Origin of the sequence: Mesobacillus campisalis, assembly GCF_000986785.1 — a bacterium.
Taxonomy (GTDB): domain Bacteria; phylum Bacillota; class Bacilli; order Bacillales; family Cytobacillaceae; genus Mesobacillus_B; species Mesobacillus_B campisalis.
In genome coordinates, this window is record NZ_LAYY01000008.1 from 1 (window position 1) to 22,225 (window position 22,225).

Sequence of the window (22,225 nt, forward strand, 5' to 3'; positions counted from 1 at the left end):
CCCCCTAATTCTTTTGGACACCTACTTGAGAGAAACAGTACACTAGGGTCAAGAAAATCAAAAGAAGTTAGGGGGAGAGAAGAATGGCAAACAGAAAAATACCAGCTCTTGAGGAAGTCAAAAAAAACTATGTCAGACTAGCTCTTGAGTCGGGGAATTATTCCTCTATTGCCCGTCATGCAGGTATCGATCGTACTACTCTTAATAGGTGGATTCAGGAATATGAAGATGAAGTAAGAGGACAGATGGAGGACCCTGCCTCAGCGGTACTATCTATAGAACCTACGAAAGAAGAGTTAAAGGCGAAATACGAACAGGCAATGAAACTGCTTGGTGAAAAAGAACTTGAAGTCGCTATGCTTAGGAATTTATTAAAAAAAAGCCAATCCCGGCCCTGACGGTCCTTGAAGAGATAAGGTTATGGGCAGAGGAGGGGTTTGCGATTACTAAATTGGCAGAGGCAGCTGGAGTAAATCGGTCTTTATATTATTATCATGCGGGGAGCGACGAAGAGATCGTAACCAAGGGAAAAAGGGGCCGTCCAATCCCAGGTTACTCAGTAACTGAAGCAGGAATTATTATCTCAGACGAACAGATAGAGGAGTTCCTCATGGAGGCGATTGAGGGAGATGGGGCGACTTACGGCGTTAAGAATCTTACAGAATATCTGAGGGAGCATCACAAACTTAGAATCAACCACAAAAAGGTGGCTAGACTATGTGGCAAATTGGGAATTCTCCTTCCCCACCGGACAGGCAGCCCGAAGTATCCCAGACGTCTTGTCAGGAATCGACTAGTCACAGCTCCGAACCAGCATTGGCAACTGGATATTAAATATGGGTCAATTGAAGGAAGCCGAAGGTTTTTCTTTATCGCAAGCGCCATCGATGTGTTTGATAGGCGTATTGTAGGTTATTACAGAGGCTCTAAATGCCAGGCGAAGGACATAACCGGAATGCTTAAGGAGGCCATTATCAGGAGAGGTCTGAAGGCCCCAGAGGAGCAGGATGGGCACTGTATCGTCCTTCGTACCGATAACGGCCCTCAGTTCGTAAGTAACCACTTTGGTGAATTCTGCGAAGAGAATAAAATCTTTCACGAGAGGATTCCTCCTAGGTCACCTAATTATAATGCATTTATCGAGTCGTTCCACAGCAACCTGGAACGTGATCTCTTCAGGCGTTTCACATTCGAATATTTTGAAGAGGCATATTACCGCATTGATGAGTACATGGAGTTCTACAATGAGAGAAGATACCATGGCAGTCTGGGGCGTATGTCTCCGGCCAAATTTTATGAAAAGTACAAGGATATTGGGTTTCCAGAAGAAATGGCTATCAGTCTATAAATAGCAAAAAAACACCCTTCTTCACTTATCTTTTACGAACGAAAGTGAAGAAGGAAAATAAAAAATAAAAAACTATGATAGAGCGAGAATGGTGAAGCAGGTGTCAGTAATTAGGGGGTCAAACCGTTTTTGATGCAATACCTCAAATCCCGATGAAAAAACTATTTTTTGGACAACCAGGATGCCGATATGTAATGTTTTTCCGCAGTCGAAGATGATCGTCTTTTAAATATGACTTTTTTGCCTCAGCTTTTGCCTCGAATCACACAAAAAAACCCGCTTCCTCCCATCACATCGGGAAAAAGCGGGTTCATCTTTTATTTAGCCTTTCAGCCTTGAAAATGCCTTTTCGGCTGCCTCAATGGTCTTCTGGATGTCTTCGTCGCTGTGCTCGGTGCTCAGGAACAGTCCTTCAAACTGGGAAGGCGGCAGGAAGACTCCTTCGTTGGCCATTTCACGGTAGTAGGCCGCAAAATAATCAAGATTGGATGTTTTCGCTACATCATAATTAATGACTTCCTTGTCGGTGAAGAAGAATCCTATCATCGAGCCGGCGCGGTTGAAGGAAACCGGTATGCCGTGCTTTTCAGCCGCTGCGGTGATGCCTGATTCCAGCATATCACCCTTCTTCTTGAATTCATCGTATGTTTCCGGAGTCAGCTGCCTTAATGTTTCATATCCTGCTGTCATCGCCAGCGGGTTTCCGGAAAGTGTCCCGGCCTGGTAGATTGGTCCGCTTGGAGCGATCTGCTGCATGATTTCCGCTTTTCCGCCATATGCTCCAACCGGCAGGCCGCCGCCGATTACCTTGCCAAGGCAGGTAAGGTCAGGAGTGACATTAAAGTGGCCCTGGGCACAGTTGTAGCCGACCCGGAAGCCGGTCATAACCTCGTCAAAAATCAGCAATGAACCGTATTGGGTTGCCATTTCACGCAAGCCCTCCAGGAAGCCAGGCTGCGGCGGAACAACCCCCATATTACCGGCAACTGGTTCAACGATCACACAGGCAATATCATCGCCAAACTGTTCAAACGCGTATTTGACGCTTTCGAGGTCATTGTAAGGGACGGTAATCGTGTTTTTGGCAATGCTTTCCGGCACGCCCGGGCTGTCAGGCAGACCGAGTGTGGCAACGCCGGAACCCGCTTTTATCAGCAGGGAATCTCCGTGGCCATGGTAGCAGCCTTCAAATTTTACGATTTTATTCCGGCCTGTATAGCCGCGCGCAAGGCGAAGGGCGCTCATCGTTGCTTCGGTACCGGAGGAAACCATCCTGACCACTTCAATCGACGGTACACGCTCGATGACAAGCTCGGCCATTTTGGTTTCCAATTCAGTCGGAGCACCAAAGCTGGTTCCCATTTCGGCTACTTTCTTAATGGCTTCCACGACAGAGTCATTGGAATGCCCAAGAATTAATGGTCCCCATGAGAGAACATAGTCAATATATTCATTGCCATCAATATCGTAGATTTTGGAGCCTTTGCCTCTCTCCATGAAAATCGGATCCATATTGACCGATTTAAAAGCGCGTACCGGACTGTTTACGCCGCCGGGCAACACTTTTTTTGCTTGTTCAAACGCTGCAGCTGATTTATCGTAAGAGCGCATCAAAATCCTCCTCATAGGTTTGATAGAGTAAATGATTATTCCTTCAGCCAGCGGGCTGCATCTTTCGCATGGTACGTAATGATCAGGTCGGCTCCGGCGCGCTTCATGCCAGTAAGCATTTCCATGACGATTCTTTGCTCATCAATCCAGCCATTCGCAGCAGCCGCTTTCACCATCGAATACTCGCCGCTGACGTTGTAGATCACAACAGGAAGATTGAAGTTGTTTTTCACATCGCGGACGATATCCAGATAAGGCATTCCGGGCTTCACAATCATGAAGTCTGCGCCTTCGTCTATATCGGATTCTGCTTCACGCAGCGCTTCAAACCGGTTGGCAGGATCCATCTGGTATGTCTTGCGGTCCCCGAACTGTGGCGTGCTGTCGGCAGCATCACGGAATGGGCCGTAGAAAGCGGAAGCATATTTTACTCCATAGGACATGATCGGGATATTTTCATAGCCAGCCTCATCGAGACCCTCGCGGATGGCCGCCACAAAGCCGTCCATCATATTGGATGGAGCGATAATATCGGCTCCGGCCTCCGCCTGGCTTACCGCTGTTTTGACAAGCAGCTCGAGAGAGGAGTCATTATGCACATCGCCATTTTCAATCAGCCCGCAATGTCCGTGGCTTGTATATTCACAAAGGCAAGTGTCGGCAATGACGACGATTTCCGGATAGTTTTCCTTGATGAAGCGTGTGGCCACCTGGACGATTCCGTGGTCATGGTAGGCCTGGGACCCGCACTCATCCTTTTCCTCCGGAACACCGAATAACAGGACGGACGGAATGCCCAGTTCTGCAATTTCATCCATTTCGGCTTTAAGGTTGTCCATTGTGAGCTGATAGACACCCGGCATGGACCTTACTTCATTCCGTTTATTTTCACCTTCCAAAATAAACAGAGGATAGATTAAATCTTCTGTACGAAGATGGTTCTCTCTTACCATCGATCTTAGGGGTGCACTGCTGCGCAAACGGCGGTGCCGTGCAAATTGGAGATGTTTCATTTCCGCTCCTCCTGTCTGTGTATGTATTCAATGACGCTTTCCATCATATCTTCAACGGTATATTTGCGAGGGCAGGCATGGACTTTAAGGCCATGCTGCTCAGCTCTCTGCCTCGAAACCGGTCCGATGCAGGCGACAATGGAATTTTCAATTTTGCTTTCAAGGCCGTAGGCCCGAACTGTATCCATAAAATGGTCGATGGTGGACGGACTTGTGAAAGCGAGAATGTCCAGTTTCCTGCTGTTCAGCAGCTCTGCCAGCTTGGTGGCGCTCTCTTTCGGCATATAGGTCTCGTAAATAATCAGCTCATCTACCACCGCACCTTGTTGACGCAGCGAGGAAGAGATATATTCCCTTGCCAGATTTCCTTTTGGAATCAGCACGGTCATTCCTTTCCTTACAAATGGAGCAAATTCGCGCACGAAACCTTCGGCCACGTACTCATCAGGCATAAAATCCGCCTGGATGCCAAAGCCCTCCAGTACCTCCCGCGTTTTTGACCCAATGACAGCCACTTTCGGAAAAGGGTGCCTTTTCTTGTAATAGGAAAAGAACGTCTCAACCGTAACATTGCTTGTAAATATAATCCAGTCATATGTATCCAGCCGCCTCAAAGCGGCAGCCAGTTCTTCAGATGCAGCAACAGGACGGAAAGCAATCAGAGGGACCGCCACCGGATTCCCTCCTAGCTTTTTTACCAATTGAGAAAAGGATTGCGCCTGTTTTTCTCCTCTTGGGATCATTACCTGTTTATTTTGCAGCGGAAGGGGAGGAATCATTCCGAGTCAAGCTCCTCTTTGACCTGGTCGATCAATTCTTTCGCTCCCATTGAGGTCAGCCTGTCAGCAGCAAGCTCTCCGAGTTCGTGCGGATTGCTTCCTGTGACCATATCTTTATAAATCACGTTCCCATCCGGGGATCCTACAAGCACAGTCAGCACGATTTCATCATTGTCTTTTGTTTCGGCAAAGCCGGCAATCGGCACCTGGCAGCCGCCTTCCATTTTGGCAAGGAAGGCCCGTTCAGCATTGACGGCCGCTTCGGTTTTCTGGCAGGTGAATTTCCCCAGCCATTCAAGAAGCTCTTTGTCACTCTCGCGGCATTCGATAGCGAGCGCCCCCTGGCCGACAGCCGGGACGCAGATATCCGGATCAATGAACTCGGACACGGTTTCAGCAGCCCATCCCATGCGCTTCAATCCTGCCGCTGCCAGGATGATGCCATCATACTCGCCGGAGTTAAGCTTTTCGATTCTAGTATCAATATTACCGCGGATCCATTTGATTTCAAGGTCGGGACGCCTTGATAAAAGCTGGGCGCTCCGGCGCAGGCTGCTTGTGCCGACAACCGCGCCGCTCTCAAGCTCGCCCAGGCCTTTGCCGCCTTTTGAGATGAGGACATCGCGGTGGTCTTCACGCTCGGGGATTGAGCCGATTACAAGCCCTTCAGGCAGGACGGCAGGCATATCCTTCATGCTGTGGACAGCCATATCGATCCTTTTATCAAACATGGCTTGCTCGATTTCCTTTACGAACAGTCCTTTGCCTCCCACTTTCGATAACGTGACATCAAGGATTTTGTCCCCTTTGGTTACAATCTCCTCTACTTCGAATTCGAAAGGGGCTCCCAATGCCTTCAATTGGCTGATGACCCAGTTTGTCTGCGTCAACGCCAGCTTGCTCCGTCTAGATCCTACAATGATTTTTCTCAATGAAGTGCCCTCCTTGTTACTGATACCAGAAATGGAATGATGAAAATCTGCCAAATAAGAAAAAGTTGATAAGTACAATTAAAAATGAAGCTGCGTTCCAAAGCGCAAGCGACTTCCCATGTAAATTCCGGCCGACCCTTGAGTAAAGATAAACGCCGTACACAGCCAGCACGATGAACGAGCCAATCACCTTGGAATCATTCCAGGCCATGTCCGGAACCTTGATCCAGGCCCACTGCAGCCCAAGAATCAGGCTTAAAAGCAGCATCGGAAACCCAATGACGTTCAGAACATAAGATAAATGCTCCAATTTATGAAGGTCGGCAATCCGCCGGAGCATCTTCCCCCACTTTTTCCTTTTCAGGAGCTCATACTGAAGCAGGTATAAAAGCGACAGCACAAAGGAAATGGAAAACGCCCCATAGGAAAGAATGGCCATGGTAATATGGATCAGCAGCAGCTCTGAAACAAGCTGCTCCGACATCGGATTGGATTCAAAGTATGCCGGGGCAAATGTATGGATGCACATGATGATAAAACCAAGGACATTGGTGAAAAAGACAATGAAATCCACTTTCAGAATCCTGTTGATGGCCAGCGAAAGGCTGACAAGCACCCAGGCGTAAAAATAAAGCCCTTCGAACAGGGTCAGAACCGGAAAGCGGCCTGTTTCCCTCATGTGCAAAAACAGGAAGAGCGTTTGCAAAACCCATACAAATGCAAGTAACCAGAAGGCAATTTTGTTTACCTTCCGGTTACTGTTAAGGAAGTCCATAAAATATAAAAGCACGCTTGCCGCATAAATCACAATCGTCAGCTCATGCAGTCGGGTCATAAAAAGGTCTGACATTTGCCTTTTAACCTCACTTACGATTGAAAGGATGCCTGAGGCACTTTAACGTGTATATCGGCCTGCTTTGATTCGGCTGGTTTCAATCCTTTTTGTTCAGCTACGAGCTGTTCGATATTGAAAATTTTCACAAAAAGATCCAGCGCTTCTTCAGCGTCACGCTGTGAAGACAGCTCCTTTGCCTGAAGGATTGGGTCTTTCAGAAGCTGGTTGATGATGCTCTTTGTGTGCTTGTTGAGCACTTTGATATCGCGTTCGGAAAGATGCGGGAGCTTGCGCCCAATGCTGTTCATTGTTTCCTGCTGGATCTCATGCGCCTTGACCCTGAGTGCTGAAATCACAGGCACAACACCAAGGGTGTTCAGCCATTGCTTGAATAGGACCATTTCCTCTTCGATCATCAGCATGATTTTCTCCCCGGCTTTTTTGCGTTCCTGAAGATTGGCTTCGACAATTCCCTCCAGGTCATCGATATCATAAAGGAAGACATTCTCGACTGAAGCGATCGCCGGGTCAAGGTCGCGCGGCACGGCAATATCCACCATGAACAGCGGCTTGCCTTTGCGCACCTTGGAGACAATGTCCATCATTTCCTTCGTGACGACAAACTCTTTGGCTCCTGTGGATGAGATGAGGATATCCGCTTCCACAAGGGCACATTGCAATTCTTTCAGAGTCCGGGCTTCGCCTGCAAACCGGCTGGCGAGGTCTTCCGCTTTTTGATAGGTGCGGTTGATGACTGTAACCTTCCTGGCCCCATTGGAGTGAAGGTTCTGGATGGCGAGCTCGCCCATCTTCCCTGCTCCAAGAATAAGCACATGCTTGTTATCGAGCGAACCGAAGATTTTCTTTGCCAGCTCAACAGCAGCATAGCTGACGGAAACCGCGTTGGCACCGATATCCGTCTCGGAATGGGCGCGCTTTGCGACCGTAACAGCCTGTTTGAAAAGATGGTTGAACACTGTTCCTGTTGCCTTTTCCTCCTGGGCCATCAGGAAGCTTGACCGGACTTGTCCAAGGATCTGCGTTTCCCCAAGTACCATGGAGTCCAATCCGCAGGCCACTTTGAACAAATGGTCAACAGCTCCATCCTCTTCATAGACAAATAGGAATGGCGAAAACTCATTCTGATCAATATTGAACCATTCCGATAAAAATTCTTTTATATAGTAACGTCCTGTGTGGATCTGGTCCACAACGGCGTATATCTCCGTACGGTTACAGGTGGATATAATGACATTTTCAAGAATGCTCTTCTTGTTTTGAAGCGTCTGCATTGCATTCTTTAGATTTGCCTCGTTGAATGTCAACCTTTCCCTGATCTCGACAGGAGCAGTACGGTAATTAAGGCCAACAACTATTGTATGCATAAGTAAAATGACACCTCCAAACAAAAATCACATTACAGCTAACGCCATTATAACACCCAAAAATTTAATAGATTTTTAATAAATGTGAACATCTATCGAAAAGATTAAGCAAACACCTTTTTAAAAAGGCGGCATGTCCAAAACTAAAAACCAATTGCCAGCCTGGCGGACCATCTGGTTAAATATAAAGTGTGTGTAATGGTTACTTTCTCCCTATGTACAGTATCAAAAATTCGGCATTAATTCAAGTAAGCCTTACTGGAAAGGTAGGAATATGAAGAAAACTTCTCTGATACCAGGCATTATCCTAATTGGATATGGAATTTATTTTTATCTGAACCAGGCAAACATTGTCCTATTCCAGCAGTTTAATACGTGGCCGACGCTTATGGCTATCATCGGATTGGCTTTCCTGGTTCAGGGCTATTGGGGCCGGGACTTCGACTCCATTTTGCCAGGAGTGATCCTTTTTGGGCTGGGGATCCACTTTCATGTGGTCGGCCGGCTCGCAGTATGGCCCGACCACCTCGGTGCCTTTATTTTAATCATTGCCCTTGGATTCCTGCTGCGCTATCAAAAGAGCGGGAACGGACTGGCATATGGAATCCTTTTCCTTATCGTTGCCGCCCTGCTGCTTTTTTATGACAGCATTGCAAGCTGGCTGGGACTTTTGGAGAGCCGTTTCGCTTCTTTCCTGAACTTTTGGCCTGCGGCGCTCATTTTAATAGGAGTCTATCTTCTTATGAAGAAGAGGTGAAAAAAGACAGGGCGTTATGCCCTGTCTTTTTCATGTCAGCTGTGGCAGCCGGCTTCGTCTTTTATTATAAAACCGAATCCAAAAATTCTTTCGTCCGCTGTTCTTTTGGATTATTGAACACTTCTTCAGGCGGTCCTGCTTCGACGATACGGCCGCCGTGCATGTAAACAACCCAGTCGGCCACTTCTTTAGCAAAGCCCATTTCGTGCGTGACGACGACCATTGTCATTCCTTCGTCGGCTAGCTCTTTCATTGTGGTGAGTACCTCTCCTACCAGCTCTGGATCAAGCGCCGAGGTCGGCTCGTCAAACAGCATCACCTCAGGCTTCATGGCCAGAGCCCTGGCAATTGCCACCCGCTGCTTTTGCCCTCCCGACAATTTTCCCGGATAGACATTTTCCTTATCGCTCAGGCCGACTTTTTTCAATAGTTCCTTGGCTTGTTGATAAGCCTGTTCTTTAGGCACCTTTTTTACATGCATTGGCGCTTCCACGATATTCTCAATGACTGTCATATGGGGGAAAAGGTGAAAATGCTGGAATACCATTCCGACCCTGGCGCGGATATCGTTAATATCATGTGTTCCCGGCTCGACTTTCTCGCCGCCGATGATGATATTTCCGCTGTCTTTTATCTCCAGGAAGTTCAGGCAGCGGAGAATGGTGCTTTTCCCCGATCCGCTTGCTCCTATGAGACAGACCACATCGCTTTCCTTTACCGTAATATCAATGTCCTTCAAGACATGCAAATCACCAAAGGATTTATTCAATTTTTCCACTTTTACCATAACAGAACTGCTCAAGCTGCTTCCTCCTCTCCTAATCGCTCAGTGACATCCGCTTTTCAACGAAACGGACGAGCATGGTGAAAATAAACACAAGAATCAAATAGTAGACGGCGACGATCAACAGGTAGCTCATATAATCGAAAGAATTTGAGCCGTATGTTGTCGCGACATTGAACAATTCGTACATGCCGATAAAAGCAGCCAGGGAGGAATCCTTGATTGCGATAATAAACTGGTTGCCTAGCGGCGGCATTGCTCTTCTCAATGCCTGCGGAAGGATGATCCTGCGGTAGGTCAATCCTGTTGTCATTCCCAGGGAACGGCCTGCCTCCATCTGTCCTTTGTCAATCGACTGGATCGCCCCGCGGAAGATTTCCGCAATGTACGCACCGTTATGGAAAGCGAGACCGAGGACGACGGCCCAGAATTGGGACATGTTGAAGGCTGTAAGCCCATAATAGAAAACGAAGATCTGCACAACCAGCGGCGTTCCGCGAACGAGAAATATGTATAGGTCGGCAATCCACTCGAGGATTTTGACGCCGGATATTTTTAAAAAGGCGAAAAATAGGCCTATAACTATACCAATCAATATGGCTACTACCGTCAATTGAAACGTCAGCAGCATCCCTTTAAGAAAAACGGGATAACTATCTATAAACTTTGAAATCCAATCCAATGACTTCCCCTCCTATTAAAAAAGCGTAAGCGCGTATCTCATTTGAACACTTTATTTTTGGGCACTGAGGCGCGCCGTCAGTTACCTTTTTCGTCTGCGCCGCAAATTTTTGGCACTGAGAGACCTCGTCAGTTACCTTTTTTCGTCTGGCCTGCAATTTTCGGGCACTGAGGGACCCTGTCAGTTACCTTTTTTCGCCTGCCCGGCAATTTTTGGGTACTGAGAGAACCCGTCAGTTACCTTTTTTCGCCTGATCCGCAATTTTCGGGTCTGAGGGACCCTGTCAGTTACCGTTTTTCGCCTGCCCCGCAAATTTCGGGTACTGAGAGAACCCGTCAGTTACCTTTTTTCGCCTGATCCGCAATTTTCGGGCACTGAGAGAACCCGTCAGTTACCTTTTTTCGTCTGGCACGGAATTTCCGGGCACTGAGAGAACCCGTCAGTTACCTTTTTTCCTCTGCCCAGCAAATTTCGGGTACTGAGAGACCTCGTCAGTTACCTTTTTTCGTCTGGCCTGCAAATTTTGGGCACTGAGGGACCCTGTCAGTTACCGTTTTTCGCCAGACCTGCAATTTTCGGGCACTGAGAGACCTCGTCAGTTACCGTTTTTCGCCGGACCAGTAAATTTTGGGTACTGAGACCCGCCGTCAGTTACCTCTTTCCCTCTGATCCGCAATTTTCGGGCACTGAGAGACCCCGTCAGTTACCTTTTTCCCAATAACCTGCAGATTTCGGGCACTGAGGAGGCACACAAAAGGCGAATGTACAGCTTGTGCACATTCGCCCAGGGTGTTATTCCTTCTCAGGATCCTTTGTAATGTCTTCACCGATGTACTTCTCGCTGATCTCTGTCAATGTTCCGTTTTCGTGGAGCTTTTCCAATGCTTCATTGATTTTATTCAGCAACTCCTCATTGTCTTTTGCTACGGCAATCGCCTGTTCGCTGCGTCCAAGCAGCTCTTTGCCTTCAACCTTCATGCCGGCCCCGATGGCTTCCTTGCCGGTTACGAAGTCGGTAATAACCGCATCATGCTTTCCTTTGCTCAATGCTTCAAGCGCTGTGACGTCACTGTCCAGCAGTATTACGTTGTCTGTTACTTCTGCTGCCGTTGTGGCATATGTAGATCCTTTTGAAACAGCAATCACTTTGCCCTCTAGATCGGCAAGGGTTTCGACATCGCTGTCAGGGCGGACAAATATTTGCGGCCCGGAAAAGTAGTATGGTACGGAAAAGTCCACTGCTTGCAATCGTTCTTCTGTAATCGTATGGCTGGCTACCGCTGCATCAAAACGGCCTGCCTTGACACCTTCCACAATGCCGCCAAATTTGAACTTTTTCTGTTCAGGCTCAAGCCCCAGTTCCTTTGCCACTGCTTCGCCCACCTCAATATCAAAGCCGGTCATTGTACCATCTTCATTCATGTAGCTGAACGGCTTGAATTCGCCGGATGCCGCAAATGTAAATTTGCCTTCATCCGCCAACTTCATGCCGTCGCTTGAAGCCTCATCAGAACCGCAGGCTGCCAAAAGTGCAACGAGAAGCACCCCTATTAATCCCTTGACGTATTTCCTCACTTGATCAACCCCCTCTTTCCTTCTCTCTAAAATTAGTCTTCCATTCTAGCCTAGCATGTCTGCAGAATAGTCTCAAAACCCGTATTTTCCGACTATTCGCTTTATGGAGGAATCCTCCCCGGTCAGGCCGGTTGACCTGGCGGATGCTTAAAATAACGGCTAGATGCCCGAGTATCCTGCCAATTCCCCATATTTCGCTAATAATTATGTATAGTCAGCCTCTTTACGCCCCCGGGTTCTGTACAAAAGCTCTTCCGGGAATGGGCAGTCACCCGTCATTAGTACATACCCTCACCTGGAAGCGCTTAAACATTAAGTTTCCAATTCACTTGGCATCCTGGCGTGCACAACGCCCAAAACAAAGAAACCTGATGCCCAAGGCACCAGGTTTTTCGTCATTTATTCATATAGGCTTGAATGATGCTCCAGGCTTTGTCTTTCCCTTCGCCTGTTTCCGATGAGAACAGGACGATGGCATCATCAGGATCGAACTCAAGTGTTTCCTTGACAATTTTCAAATGCTTTTGCCATTTTGATTTCGGGATTTTGTCTGCCTTTGTGGCGATGACAATGACCGGAATATGATAATGCTTGAGGAAATCATACATCATTTTATCATCGGCAGAAGGCGGATGCCTAAGGTCGACAATCAGGAGGACGGCCTTGAGCTGTTCCCTGCTGGTAATATATGTTTCGATCATCTTGCCCCATGCGGCGCGTTCCGTCTTGGATACCTTGGCATAGCCATAGCCGGGAACATCAACAAAATAGAGGATTTCATTGATGATGAAAAAATTCAGGGTTTGTGTTTTCCCTGGCTTGGAAGACGTCCGGGCAAGGGCCTTGCGGTTGAGCATTTTATTGATAAATGAAGACTTGCCGACGTTGGAACGGCCGGCTAGAGCAAACTCCGGCAAGGCCCCTTCCGGATACTGGCTGGGCCTTACCGCACTGATGACAATATCTGCAGATGTTACTTTCATGAATTAACTCCCTCGGCAAGGGCATGGCTTAGAACTTCATCGACATGGGATACAAGGACAAATTGCAGAGCATTCCGGACGCTTTCCGGAATATCATCAATGTCTTTCTCGTTATCTTTTGGTAGGATGATTTTCGTCAATCCCGCCCTGTGCGCACTTAATGTTTTTTCTTTGAGCCCGCCGATTGGCAGAACCCGGCCCCGAAGCGTGATTTCTCCTGTCATCCCCACTTCGCGGCGGATTGGCCGTCCCGACAGTGCGGAAACCAGGGCTGTCGCAATGGTGATTCCGGCTGAAGGGCCGTCTTTTGGCGTCGCGCCTTCCGGAACATGGATATGGATGTCCAGCTTCTCATGGAAATCCTCGTCAATTCCTAGTTCCTTAGCCTTGGAGCGGACATAGCTGAACGCCGCCTGGGCCGATTCCTTCATGACATCGCCCAGTTTTCCGGTGAGGACAAGCTTGCCTTTCCCGGCTGAAAGCGAGACCTCAATCTGGAGAGTGTCCCCTCCTACCGTCGTATAGGCAAGACCTGTCGCTACTCCAATCTGGTCTTCCATTTCGGCTTCGCCGTAGCGGAATTTCGGCTTGCCCAGGAAGTCGACGACATTCTTATCATTGATGACGACGCGCTTTTTCTCTTCCGACACAATGATCCTGGCGGTTTTCCTGCATATGGAGGCAAGCTGGCGCTCAAGCGACCGCACACCGGCTTCCCGCGTATAGTGGCGGATGATTTGCAGGAACGCATCATCGCGGATCTGCAGTTGTGATTTGCTCAGGCCATGGTCCCTGACCTGGCGCGGCAGCAAATGATCCTTTGCGATATGAAGCTTTTCAAGCTCGGTATAGCCCGCAATCGTAATGATTTCCATCCTGTCGAGCAATGGTCCTGGAACGGTGCTCAGGTTGTTGGCCGTCGCAATGAACATAACCTTGGAAAGGTCATAGGTTTCCTCGATGTAATGATCGCTGAAATTGTGGTTCTGTTCAGGGTCGAGAACTTCGAGCATCGCAGAAGACGGGTCGCCCCTGAAGTCGCTGGACATCTTGTCGATTTCATCAAGCAGGAAGACTGGATTGATGGTGCCAGCCTTCTTCATGCCCTGGATAATCCGGCCCGGCATCGCGCCGACATACGTGCGGCGGTGTCCGCGGATTTCCGATTCATCCCTGACGCCGCCAAGAGAGATGCGGACAAAGTTCCTGTTCAGCGATTTTGCAATTGATTTCGCAAGGCTCGTTTTTCCGACTCCCGGAGGTCCTGCAAGGCAAAGGATCGGCCCTTTCAGGGAATTGGTCAGCTGCTGGACAGCAAGGTATTCCAATACCCGCTCTTTTACCTTTTCAAGTCCGTAATGTTCCTCGTTCAAAATCTGCTCCGCTTTGCGGATATTCAAGTCATCTTCGGTTGCCTTTGTCCATGGAAGCGACACGAGCCAGTCGATATAATTGCGGATGACCGCACTTTCAGCGGAAGTGGAAGGCACTTTCTCGTAGCGCTCCAATTCCTTTAAAGCCGTTTCCTTGACATGGTCCGGCATCCCCGCAAGCTCAATCTTGTCGGTAAGCTCCTTGACTTCACCCGTTTTCCCTTCCTTGTCACCGAGCTCCTTCTGGATGGCTTTCAGCTGTTCACGAAGGTAATACTCCTTTTGGGTCCTCTCCATTGAGCGCTTTACACGCTGGCCGATTTTCTTTTCAAGGTTCAGGACTTCTTTTTCATTATGAATGATTTCAATTATCCGGTTCATTCTCTCTTTTTCATCGAGCGTTTCCAGGATTTCCTGCTTCTCTTTCAGCTTCAGCGGCAGATGCGAGGAAATGATGTCAGCCATGCGGCCTGGTTCTTCAATGTCTGCTACGGATGAGTACGTTTCGGCAGAGATTTTCTTGGACATCTTTATGTACTGCTCAAAATACTGAAGCATCGTCCTCATCAGCGCTTCATCTTCCACATCCTTCGCCCGGCCTTCTTCATAGGTTTTCAGGCTGGCTGCAAAATGGTCTTCCCTGTCCATGAACTCAACAATCTCCGCACGCTGAAGCCCCTCCACAAGCACCCGGATCGTGCCGTTGGGCAGCTTCAGCATTTGCTTAACCTTTGTCAGCGTTCCCATATGATAAAGATCGTCCTCTGACGGTTCATCTATCGAAATATCCTTTTGCGTTGTGAGAAAGATCAAATGGTCATCAACCATCGCCTTCTCAAGCGCCTGTACAGATTTATCACGGCCGACATCAAGATGAAGGACCATCGTCGGATACACCAAAAGGCCCCTGAGCGGCAATAGTGGAACGGTTAGCTCATTGTTATCACCCATGTCTTTACACCTCCACATGTAAACAAAAGTTGTACAATTATTCTTTGTTCAATTCTAACGCATTTGCCTTCTAGTGTCTAATGCGATGGGCTCGCTGCGGTACAAAGACAGACAAATGGAATCTTGTTTAGTATCGTAAAAAAAACGGAAAATATGTTGTTTGTTTTGTGACTCCGGCCTTTATCCATAAATAGAGAAACTCCGCCATTACACAAATGGACGGAGTTTTTCCTACACGCTTTCCTTTTTGTTCATATCCGCCGAAAGGATTTGGCTTCCGGTATTGTCAGGAGCGGCTGCGATCAGCTGTTCACTGGAGGCATGGTCCTTCAGCAGGGCAATATCGAATACTTCGTTCAAATGGCTTACTGGTATAATTTCAATTCCAGTAATCTCTTTCAGGATGGTTTGGTTATTCTCAATAGGAATGATCGCTTTTTTCGCTCCGGCTTTTTGTGCGGCTTTTACCTTGGCATACACCCCGCCTACAGGCTTGACGTTTCCATGGATGCTGATCTCGCCTGTCATCGCAACTGTATGGTCGGTTGGGATTTTGTAGACAGCCGAGTAAATGCCGGTCGCCATCGCGATTCCCGCAGATGGACCATCAATCGGGATTCCTCCTGGGAAGTTGACGTGGATATCAAATTTATCAGCTGGCACCCCCATCGAACGAAGGACGGTGACGACATTTTCGATCGAGCCACGCGCCATGCTTTTACGTCTGATCGATTTTCCTTGCCCGCCAATGCTTTCTTCCTCGACGATTCCGGTAATATTGATGCTGCCTTTTTCCTTGGCCTCAATCGCTGTAACTTCAATTTCCAGGAGGGCGCCGGTGTTGGGACCGTATACGGCCAGACCGTTAATCAGGCCAACTGCCGCCCGGTCATTGATTTTCCGTTCCATTCTTGGGGTAAGCTGGCTTGAATGGACGACCCATTCGACTTCTTCAGGTTTGATATAGTCGCGGCCTTCTGTAATGGCCAGGCCTGCGGCAATTTGAACCATGTTGACGGCTTCACGCCCGTTTCGGCAATACGAAGAGAGAATTTCCACTGCTTCATCACCCAATTTGAGATTTACCTTGGCAGCGGCATTCTTTGCCACTTCGGCAATCTCTTCCTGAGATAGTTCCCGGAAGAACACCTCCATGCAGCGGGAGCGGATAGCTGGCGGTATCTCATTGGGAGTTCTTGTAGTGGCACCAACCAGGCGGAAATCTGCCGGCAGCCCATTTTTAAAAATATCATGGATATGGGTAGGAATCTGCTGGTTTTCTTCACTGTAATAGGCACTTTCCAAATACACTTTCCGGTCCTCGAGGACTTTCAGCAATTTGTTCATCTGGATGGGATGCAATTCCCCGATTTCATCGATGAACAGCACGCCGCCATGCGCATTGGTGACAGCACCCTGTTTAGGCTGGGGAATTCCGGCTTGCCCCATGGCCCCTGCTCCCTGATAAATCGGGTCATGAACCGAACCGATTAAAGGGTCGGCAATCCCACGTTCATCGAACCGGGCGGTAGTGGCGTCCAATTCAACAAAAACAGATGTCTTTTTAAATGGGGACTTTTCATTTTTCTTGGCTTCTTCAAGCACCAGCCTTGCTGCGGCTGTTTTTCCGACGCCGGGAGGTCCGTAGATAATCACATGCTGAGGGTTTGGTCCGCAAAGGGCCGCCTTCAGGGCTTTAATGCCATCCTCCTGTCCGACAATATCCTTAAAAGTGGATGGCCGGACCCTTTCGGAAAGTGGTTCACTGAGAGAGATTGATCGCATCTTTTTCAGCTGTTCCATTTCTTTTTTTGATTCACGGTCTATCGATACTTTTTGTGTTCGCTGATTTTTCAATAGGTTCCAAAAATACAGCCCGATGATGATCCCAAAAAAAAGCTGTACAAATAAGGCAATCCCCGTCCAACTCAATCGAATTCCCTCCTGATCATTAGTACTCTTCACTTTACCCTAGTATCCCCTCCATCAAGCTGGAATAAACAACAATTTCCGGCAAAAATAAAGTCCGGAATGAGAGGTGGGAAAACATACTTATAGGAGAATAATATTGAAAATTGAAGGGCACCGGGGGGGAATTCATTGGGCCGTTAACAAGGATGTCAGCAGCATCGCCGCATCAAAAAGCCCGGCAGAATCTGCCGGGCTTTTCTATTATGGAAGTCACGCAGAATTGCGCTCTCCCTTTTCTTCAACGGTCCCATCTTCAAGGACAAGCTTTGGTGCGCTCAGCTGCTCCACCGTTTCCTGGGTGATGACACATTTGACAATGTCATCGCGGGAAGGAAGGTCAAACATGACATCAAGCATGATACCTTCGATGATGGAACGCAGGCCGCGGGCACCAGTCTTGCGCTCGATGGCCTTTTTCGCGATTTCCCTCAGCGCGTCATCTTCGAATTCAAGTTCGACATTGTCTAGCTCGAGCATCTTCTGATACTGCTTCACCAATGCATTTTTCGGCTTGGTAAGAATCTCGACAAGCGCTTCCTCATCCAATTGGGCAAGGCTCGCAATGACAGGAAGACGGCCGATGAATTCCGGAATCAGTCCGAATCTCAGCAAATCTTCAGGAAGTACCTTGGAAAGCAATTCCTTTTGGTCGATGTCCTTTTCCTTTGTGTCGGAACCGAAGCCAATGACCTTTTGGCCAAGACGGCGCTTGATGATGGATTCAATGCCATCGAAGGCTCCGCCGCAAATGAACAGGATATTGGCTGTATCAATCTGGATGAATTCCTGGTGCGGATGCTTTCTTCCACCCTGAGGCGGCACACTTGCAACCGTACCTTCAAGGATTTTTAGCAGCGCCTGCTGGACGCCTTCACCGGAAACATCTCTTGTGATCGATGGATTTTCGGACTTCCGGGCAATTTTATCGATTTCATCGATGTAGATAATCCCTTTTTCAGCCTTCTCCACATCATAATCAGCAGCCTGGATCAGTTTGAGAAGAATGTTTTCAACGTCTTCCCCAACATAACCGGCTTCCGTAAGTGATGTAGCATCCGCAATGGCAAATGGTACATTCAGGATTCTTGCAAGCGTCTGGGCAAGGAGCGTCTTCCCGCTACCAGTAGGCCCGATCATGCAGATATTACTTTTCGCAAGCTCAACATCGTCAATCTTGCTGTTGGAATTGATGCGCTTGTAGTGGTTATAGACAGCAACAGAAAGATTTTTCTTTGCCTGGTCCTGCCCAATCACATACTCGTCAAGGATTTCACGGATTTCCCTCGGTTTTGGCACATCCTTGAACTCGACTTCTTCCTCGGTGCCCAGCTCTTCCTCCACGATCTCGGTACATAATTCGATGCACTCATCACATATATATACACCTGGTCCAGCAACAAGTTTGCGGACTTGATCCTGGGTCTTGCCGCAGAAAGAACATTTGAGTTGTCCTTTTTCATCATTAAATTTAAACAAATTCTTCACCCCTTGAGAAAAAGCAATATATAAAGCTGCGGATCAAAAGCAAACATTTAGTGGTTACTTGTAAACGAATGGTAAATCAAGTATGTATTGCATTGTAACACATTTCCCCAAAAGACAGGAAATGAAAACTCTCGCCTGAAAAATTGTGATCCGCCAAAAGATATGTACCCAACTCAGCATAACCAAAAAAACGCTGCTTCAACCGGCTGTTTGCCATTTACCATTTAAATTCGGAACGGGCATCCGCAAACCCTTCCTTTATTATGTAAAAAAAAAGGCTGAAATGGTACAAAACAAGGCACGAATAATTCGCGCCTTGTTTCTTATACCATTATCTATATTATGCAACAGTTTTGCTGTTTTCCACAAGGAATTCGACTGCTTTTTTCATTTTAAGGTCGCCCTGGATTCCTTCGATGTTTCCGCCAAGAGCTGCTTTGATTTGATCAACAGTCATGTTGTACTGTTCAGCCATCTTTTCAAGCTCGGCATTCACATCTTCTTCGGAAACAGTGATGTTTTCCGCTTCTGCAATGGCTTCAAGAGTCAGGTTCACACGAACGCGGCTTTCAGCATCTTCCTTCATCTGCTCGCGCAGTGCTGACTGGTCCTGGCCAGAGAACTGGAAGTAAAGGTCAAGATTCATGCCTTGCATTTGCAGGCGCTGTTCGAACTCGCTCATCATGCGGTCGATTTCGTTCTCGATCATCACTTCAGGAATATCGATTTCTGAGTTAGCTGCCGCTTTTTCAACAACAGTGTCCTGTACATGATGCTCTTTTTGATGCTCTTTGTCATGCTTCAGGCGGTTCTTTGTTTTTTCTTTCAATGCTTCAAGAGTTTCGACTTCTTCATCGACATCCTTTGCGAACTCGTCGTCAAGTTCAGGAAGTTCCTTGCCTTTGATTTCATGGACTTTCACTTTGAAGACCGCAGGCTTTCCTGCCAATTCAGCAGCATGGTACTCTTCAGGGAAAGTAACTTCCACTTCTTTTTCTTCGCCTGTAGCGATGCCTACAAGCTGCTCTTCAAATCCAGGAATGAAGCTTCCGGATCCAAGTTCAAGAGAATAGTTTTCCGCTTTGCCGCCTTCGAATGCTTCTCCGTCAACAAATCCTTCAAAATCAAGGACAACAGTGTCGCCGTTTTCCGCTTTGCCTTCTTCTTTGACAACAAGCTCAGCGTTGCGCTCCTGAAGGGACTTCAATTCAGCTTCCACTTCTTCGTCCGTTACTTCTGTATCGAAAGCTTCGACTTCAAGGCCTTTGTATTCGCCAAGCTTCACTTCCGGCTTAACGGTTACAGTCGCTTTAACGATCAGGCTCTTGCCTTTTTCGATTTGCTCTACATCGATTTCAGGACGGTCAACCGGGAAGATGCCAGTTTCGTCGATTGCGTTCGCATATGCTTCCGGAAGAAGGATATCAATGGCATCCTGATAAAGAGCTTCTACACCAAAACGCTTTTCGAACATTTGGCGAGGCATTTTCCCTTTACGGAAACCAGGAACGTTAATTGTTTTAACGACCTTTTTGAATGCAGCTTCTAAACCTTCGTTTACTTTTTCTGCATCTACTTCAATTGTAAGAACCCCTTGGTTCCCTTCGAGTTTTTCCCATTTTGCAGACATACAGTTCCCTCCAACAAATCTATTATCATGTTCATTCGGCGATGAATATGTCTTGAACGCGCAAGCAATATTCCAGTTAAATGTAAAATAGATTGATTTTTACATAATACAACCACTACATTATACCACAGGATTATTTTGTTTCAACAGCCTGTCTAGATTATCGGGTAAGAAATTTCTTCTATCTTCCTGATGGCTTCCACGGCTTCCCTGATTCCCTCTTCATCCCCGCCGTTTTCTTCGATATACTGCTCAAGCGTCCATTCATGGCCATAGTAGGACTTCCCCAGATAATCATACGCTCCTGCCCAGGCCAGAGGGTTATTCGGTTCAGGGTCAAAGGGGTAGAGCAGAAAGAAATTACGTTCTGCCATCCCTTTAATGTTTTCAAGAAAGACGGGATCATCGTTTTCAAACTTATCCTCCAAAAGCTTAAAGACATCACTCATCATCATCTCATGTACATCTGGCAGCCTGGCCGGTATAAAGCTTACCGTTCTTCCGAATTTCTCAACCTGCAGCTCTCCTTCATACTCCTGCTCTTTCAGGATGTTCAGGAGCATGGACTTGAGGAAGGGATGGCCGCTTTCTGAAGCCAGATACTTCTTTATTTCGGGAAGATGCGGGCGGATGTTTTCATTGGCCAGCCTTGCCGCCACCATCATCTGCTCGTCCGGGTCCCTGCACTCAAACAACTGGAGCCTTTCTAGCTCTAAATGTCCAGGAACGTCATTTTCCACCGGCACGGCTTTGCCTTCGGCCATTTTCCGGCTGAACTGAAGCATCTTTGAAAAATGTTCAAACTTATCTGTGGGCACATGTTTTCCTTCAAGAAGAGCTTCAATGGTGGTGATGATTTCTTCATATTCTCCTAGCTGAACAAGGATCATGATGTAAAGGTCCATCACCTGGATATAATCGCCAACGCCGTCCCTTAGCATCCCGGCCGCCAGCTTTTTTGCTTCTTTCACCCGTCCAGCCTCATAATAAGCTACCACAAGGCCGATGCGGGCTTCAGCATTATCATGCTCCATGGCCACCGCCTGCTCGAGGAATTCCGCTGCCTGCCTGAACTTCCTGGCATGCAGCAGTTCCAGCCCCTTGTCCATAAGGCGCCTTTCAAGGCCAGGAAACAGAATAATATTATCTTCTTTTTTAAAATCCCGTTTCTTCATGCCATTCTGCCTGCCTTTTGTTCGGAGTGGCGCTTCAAATGCACCCTTCCGCTTTTTTCGTAGTTTAGCACGAAATGGTGGAAATTCAAAAAGATTCGCTGATAACACAGTTGGGCGTTGGACGACTGCCTTTTAACCAGGTAAATGGGGGAAGGGTTTGGGAGTATTTGGTGTTTGGCAAATAAACCATCGAAATTGGAATATAAATTGTGGTTTTTGGCTAATAAATTGGGATATTGGAAAATAAAACTTGGCTTCTGGAAAATAAATAATACAAATTGGAATATAACCACGCCAGAGCCCCCCCTTAAATTCATCGCAAAAAATCCACAGCACTCAGCTGTGGATTTTTTTACCGTGCACTCTCTTCATAGTTAACGATACTGTCTTCCATCTGCAGCGTTAGCTCGATTTCATCCCAGCCATTGACCAGCATCGTCTGCCAGTACGGAGAAAGCGGGAATTCCGCCTTGAAACCTTTGGAATCGGTCACGGTTCTGTCTTCAACCGACACGGTCAGCTCGTATGGCTGGTTTTGGGTCTGCTCCAGCAGGTAACGGACTTCTGCTTCCTGCAATTTTACCGGAACCATTCCATTCTTCAGGCAGTTCTGGTGAAAAATATCGGCGAAAGACGGTGCAATGACCACTTTGAAGCCGTAATCGAGCAAAGCCCATGGGGCGTGTTCGCGCGATGAGCCGCATCCGAAATTCTCATTGGCGACAAGAATGGACGCACCTGCGTTTTCCGGCTGATTCAGCTCGAAATCGGGATTAGGTGTGCCGTCTGATAGGAAGCGCCAATCGTAAAAGAGGTATTGGCCAAAGCCTGTTTTTTCAATCCGCTTTAAAAATTGCTTCGGTATAATCTGGTCGGTATCGACATTGACTCTGTCCATGCCAGCCGCTTTACCGGTAAACGTCTTAAGTCCTGCCATAACTATCTTCTCCTTTCCA

Annotated in this window: 19 protein-coding genes; 3 read left to right on the plus strand and 16 right to left on the minus strand. The window is 47.7% G+C overall.

The genetic code is table 11. The annotated features are described in order from the left end of the window. Positions 1-83 precede the first annotated feature (83 nt). Both WQ57_RS08660 and WQ57_RS08665 read left to right on the plus strand, forming a co-directional pair. Positions 84-398 (plus strand): helix-turn-helix domain-containing protein, encoded by a 315-nt coding sequence (locus WQ57_RS08660; protein ID WP_046522972.1) that lies wholly within the window; start codon positions 84-86, stop codon positions 396-398. 14 nt (positions 399-412) lie between these two features. Beyond that, positions 413-1,348: an IS3 family transposase gene (locus tag WQ57_RS08665; RefSeq protein WP_046522973.1), complete on the plus strand. Its 936-nt coding sequence runs from the start codon at positions 413-415 to the stop codon at positions 1,346-1,348. Between the two features lie 321 nt (positions 1,349-1,669). On the opposite strand, the gene hemL is transcribed toward WQ57_RS08665, so the two are convergent. From hemL to hemA, 6 genes are read right to left on the minus strand one after another with little or no spacing between them, the layout of a single operon-like run. Then, positions 1,670-2,959 (minus strand): glutamate-1-semialdehyde 2,1-aminomutase, encoded by a 1,290-nt coding sequence (hemL, locus tag WQ57_RS08670; RefSeq protein WP_046523364.1) that lies wholly within the window; start codon positions 2,957-2,959, stop codon positions 1,670-1,672. Positions 2,960-2,994: 35 nt separating this feature from the next. Further along, the gene (gene hemB, locus WQ57_RS08675; protein ID WP_046523365.1) at positions 2,995-3,972 is read right to left on the minus strand and encodes a porphobilinogen synthase; all 978 of its coding nucleotides are present in this window, start codon (positions 3,970-3,972) and stop codon (positions 2,995-2,997) included. After that, positions 3,969-4,751, minus strand: coding sequence for a uroporphyrinogen-III synthase (locus WQ57_RS08680; protein ID WP_046523366.1), 783 nt, complete (start codon positions 4,749-4,751; stop codon positions 3,969-3,971). The genes hemB and WQ57_RS08680 overlap by 4 nt, the downstream gene beginning before the upstream one ends. Beyond that, positions 4,748-5,683, minus strand: a complete 936-nt coding sequence (hemC, locus tag WQ57_RS08685; protein ID WP_046523367.1) for a hydroxymethylbilane synthase — start codon at positions 5,681-5,683, stop codon at positions 4,748-4,750. The genes WQ57_RS08680 and hemC overlap by 4 nt, the downstream gene beginning before the upstream one ends. 16 nt (positions 5,684-5,699) lie before the next feature. Next, positions 5,700-6,533 carry a cytochrome c biogenesis protein CcsA gene (gene ccsA / locus WQ57_RS08690; RefSeq protein WP_046523368.1) on the minus strand — a complete coding sequence of 278 codons (834 nt, stop codon included), beginning with the start codon at positions 6,531-6,533 and terminating at the stop codon, positions 5,700-5,702. A gap of 17 nt (positions 6,534-6,550) precedes the next feature. Continuing rightward, positions 6,551-7,903: a glutamyl-tRNA reductase gene (gene hemA, locus WQ57_RS08695; protein ID WP_046523369.1), complete on the minus strand. Its 1,353-nt coding sequence runs from the start codon at positions 7,901-7,903 to the stop codon at positions 6,551-6,553. Positions 7,904-8,177: 274 nt separating this feature from the next. Between hemA and WQ57_RS08700 the strand changes: the two genes are divergently transcribed. After that, the gene (locus WQ57_RS08700) at positions 8,178-8,660 is read left to right on the plus strand and encodes a LiaI-LiaF-like domain-containing protein (RefSeq protein WP_046523370.1); all 483 of its coding nucleotides are present in this window, start codon (positions 8,178-8,180) and stop codon (positions 8,658-8,660) included. Between the two features lie 64 nt (positions 8,661-8,724). On the opposite strand, the gene WQ57_RS08705 is transcribed toward WQ57_RS08700, so the two are convergent. The 10 genes from WQ57_RS08705 to leuD form a co-directional block, all read right to left on the minus strand. Next, positions 8,725-9,447, minus strand: coding sequence for an amino acid ABC transporter ATP-binding protein (locus WQ57_RS08705; protein WP_173427544.1), 723 nt, complete (start codon positions 9,445-9,447; stop codon positions 8,725-8,727). Between the two features lie 31 nt (positions 9,448-9,478). Beyond that, positions 9,479-10,126 (minus strand): amino acid ABC transporter permease, encoded by a 648-nt coding sequence (locus WQ57_RS08710; protein WP_046523372.1) that lies wholly within the window; start codon positions 10,124-10,126, stop codon positions 9,479-9,481. A gap of 792 nt (positions 10,127-10,918) precedes the next feature. Next, on the minus strand, positions 10,919-11,701 hold the full coding sequence (locus WQ57_RS08715) for a transporter substrate-binding domain-containing protein (RefSeq protein ID WP_046523373.1): 783 nt from the start codon (positions 11,699-11,701) through the stop codon (positions 10,919-10,921). 395 nt (positions 11,702-12,096) lie between these two features. Beyond that, entirely contained in the window at positions 12,097-12,684 is a 588-nt protein-coding gene (gene yihA, locus WQ57_RS08720) for a ribosome biogenesis GTP-binding protein YihA/YsxC (RefSeq protein ID WP_046523374.1), read from the minus strand. Next, a complete protein-coding gene (gene lon / locus WQ57_RS08725) occupies positions 12,681-15,008 on the minus strand; it encodes an endopeptidase La (RefSeq protein WP_046523375.1) in 2,328 nt (775 codons plus the stop codon). Before lon ends, yihA begins: the two co-directional genes overlap by 4 nt. Positions 15,009-15,239: 231 nt before the next feature. Next, complete coding sequence (gene lonB / locus WQ57_RS08730; protein WP_046523376.1) at positions 15,240-16,940, minus strand: ATP-dependent protease LonB; 1,701 nt, start codon at positions 16,938-16,940, stop codon at positions 15,240-15,242. A 249-nt stretch (positions 16,941-17,189) separates the two neighbouring features. Then, positions 17,190-18,455 carry an ATP-dependent protease ATP-binding subunit ClpX gene (clpX, locus tag WQ57_RS08735; RefSeq protein WP_046523377.1) on the minus strand — a complete coding sequence of 422 codons (1,266 nt, stop codon included), beginning with the start codon at positions 18,453-18,455 and terminating at the stop codon, positions 17,190-17,192. A 349-nt stretch (positions 18,456-18,804) separates the two neighbouring features. Next, complete coding sequence (gene tig, locus WQ57_RS08740; RefSeq protein ID WP_046523378.1) at positions 18,805-20,094, minus strand: trigger factor; 1,290 nt, start codon at positions 20,092-20,094, stop codon at positions 18,805-18,807. Positions 20,095-20,249: 155 nt separating this feature from the next. Then, the gene (locus tag WQ57_RS08745; protein ID WP_046523379.1) at positions 20,250-21,269 is read right to left on the minus strand and encodes a tetratricopeptide repeat protein; all 1,020 of its coding nucleotides are present in this window, start codon (positions 21,267-21,269) and stop codon (positions 20,250-20,252) included. 352 nt (positions 21,270-21,621) lie between these two features. Then, positions 21,622-22,206, minus strand: coding sequence for a 3-isopropylmalate dehydratase small subunit (gene leuD, locus WQ57_RS08755; protein WP_046523381.1), 585 nt, complete (start codon positions 22,204-22,206; stop codon positions 21,622-21,624). Positions 22,207-22,225 lie beyond the last annotated feature (19 nt).

Bases quoted from the DNA above. Each gene is read 5' to 3' on its own strand.
- WQ57_RS08660 (WP_046522972.1), top strand. From the start codon at position 84: ATGGCAAACAGAAAAATACCAGCTCTTGAGGAAGTCAAAAAAAACTAT.
- hemL (WP_046523364.1), bottom strand. From the start codon at position 2,959: ATGCGCTCTTACGATAAATCAGCTGCAGCGTTTGAACAAGCAAAAAAA.
- hemB (WP_046523365.1), bottom strand. From the start codon at position 3,972: ATGAAACATCTCCAATTTGCACGGCACCGCCGTTTGCGCAGCAGTGCA.
- WQ57_RS08680 (WP_046523366.1), bottom strand. From the start codon at position 4,751: ATGATTCCTCCCCTTCCGCTGCAAAATAAACAGGTAATGATCCCAAGA.
- ccsA (WP_046523368.1), bottom strand. From the start codon at position 6,533: ATGTCAGACCTTTTTATGACCCGACTGCATGAGCTGACGATTGTGATT.
- hemA (WP_046523369.1), bottom strand. From the start codon at position 7,903: ATGCATACAATAGTTGTTGGCCTTAATTACCGTACTGCTCCTGTCGAG.
- WQ57_RS08700 (WP_046523370.1), top strand. From the start codon at position 8,178: ATGAAGAAAACTTCTCTGATACCAGGCATTATCCTAATTGGATATGGA.
- WQ57_RS08705 (WP_173427544.1), bottom strand. From the start codon at position 9,447: ATGGTAAAAGTGGAAAAATTGAATAAATCCTTTGGTGATTTGCATGTC.
- yihA (WP_046523374.1), bottom strand. From the start codon at position 12,684: ATGAAAGTAACATCTGCAGATATTGTCATCAGTGCGGTAAGGCCCAGC.
- lon (WP_046523375.1), bottom strand. From the start codon at position 15,008: ATGGGTGATAACAATGAGCTAACCGTTCCACTATTGCCGCTCAGGGGC.
- tig (WP_046523378.1), bottom strand. From the start codon at position 20,094: ATGTCTGCAAAATGGGAAAAACTCGAAGGGAACCAAGGGGTTCTTACA.
- WQ57_RS08745 (WP_046523379.1), bottom strand. From the start codon at position 21,269: ATGAAGAAACGGGATTTTAAAAAAGAAGATAATATTATTCTGTTTCCT.
- leuD (WP_046523381.1), bottom strand. From the start codon at position 22,206: ATGGCAGGACTTAAGACGTTTACCGGTAAAGCGGCTGGCATGGACAGA.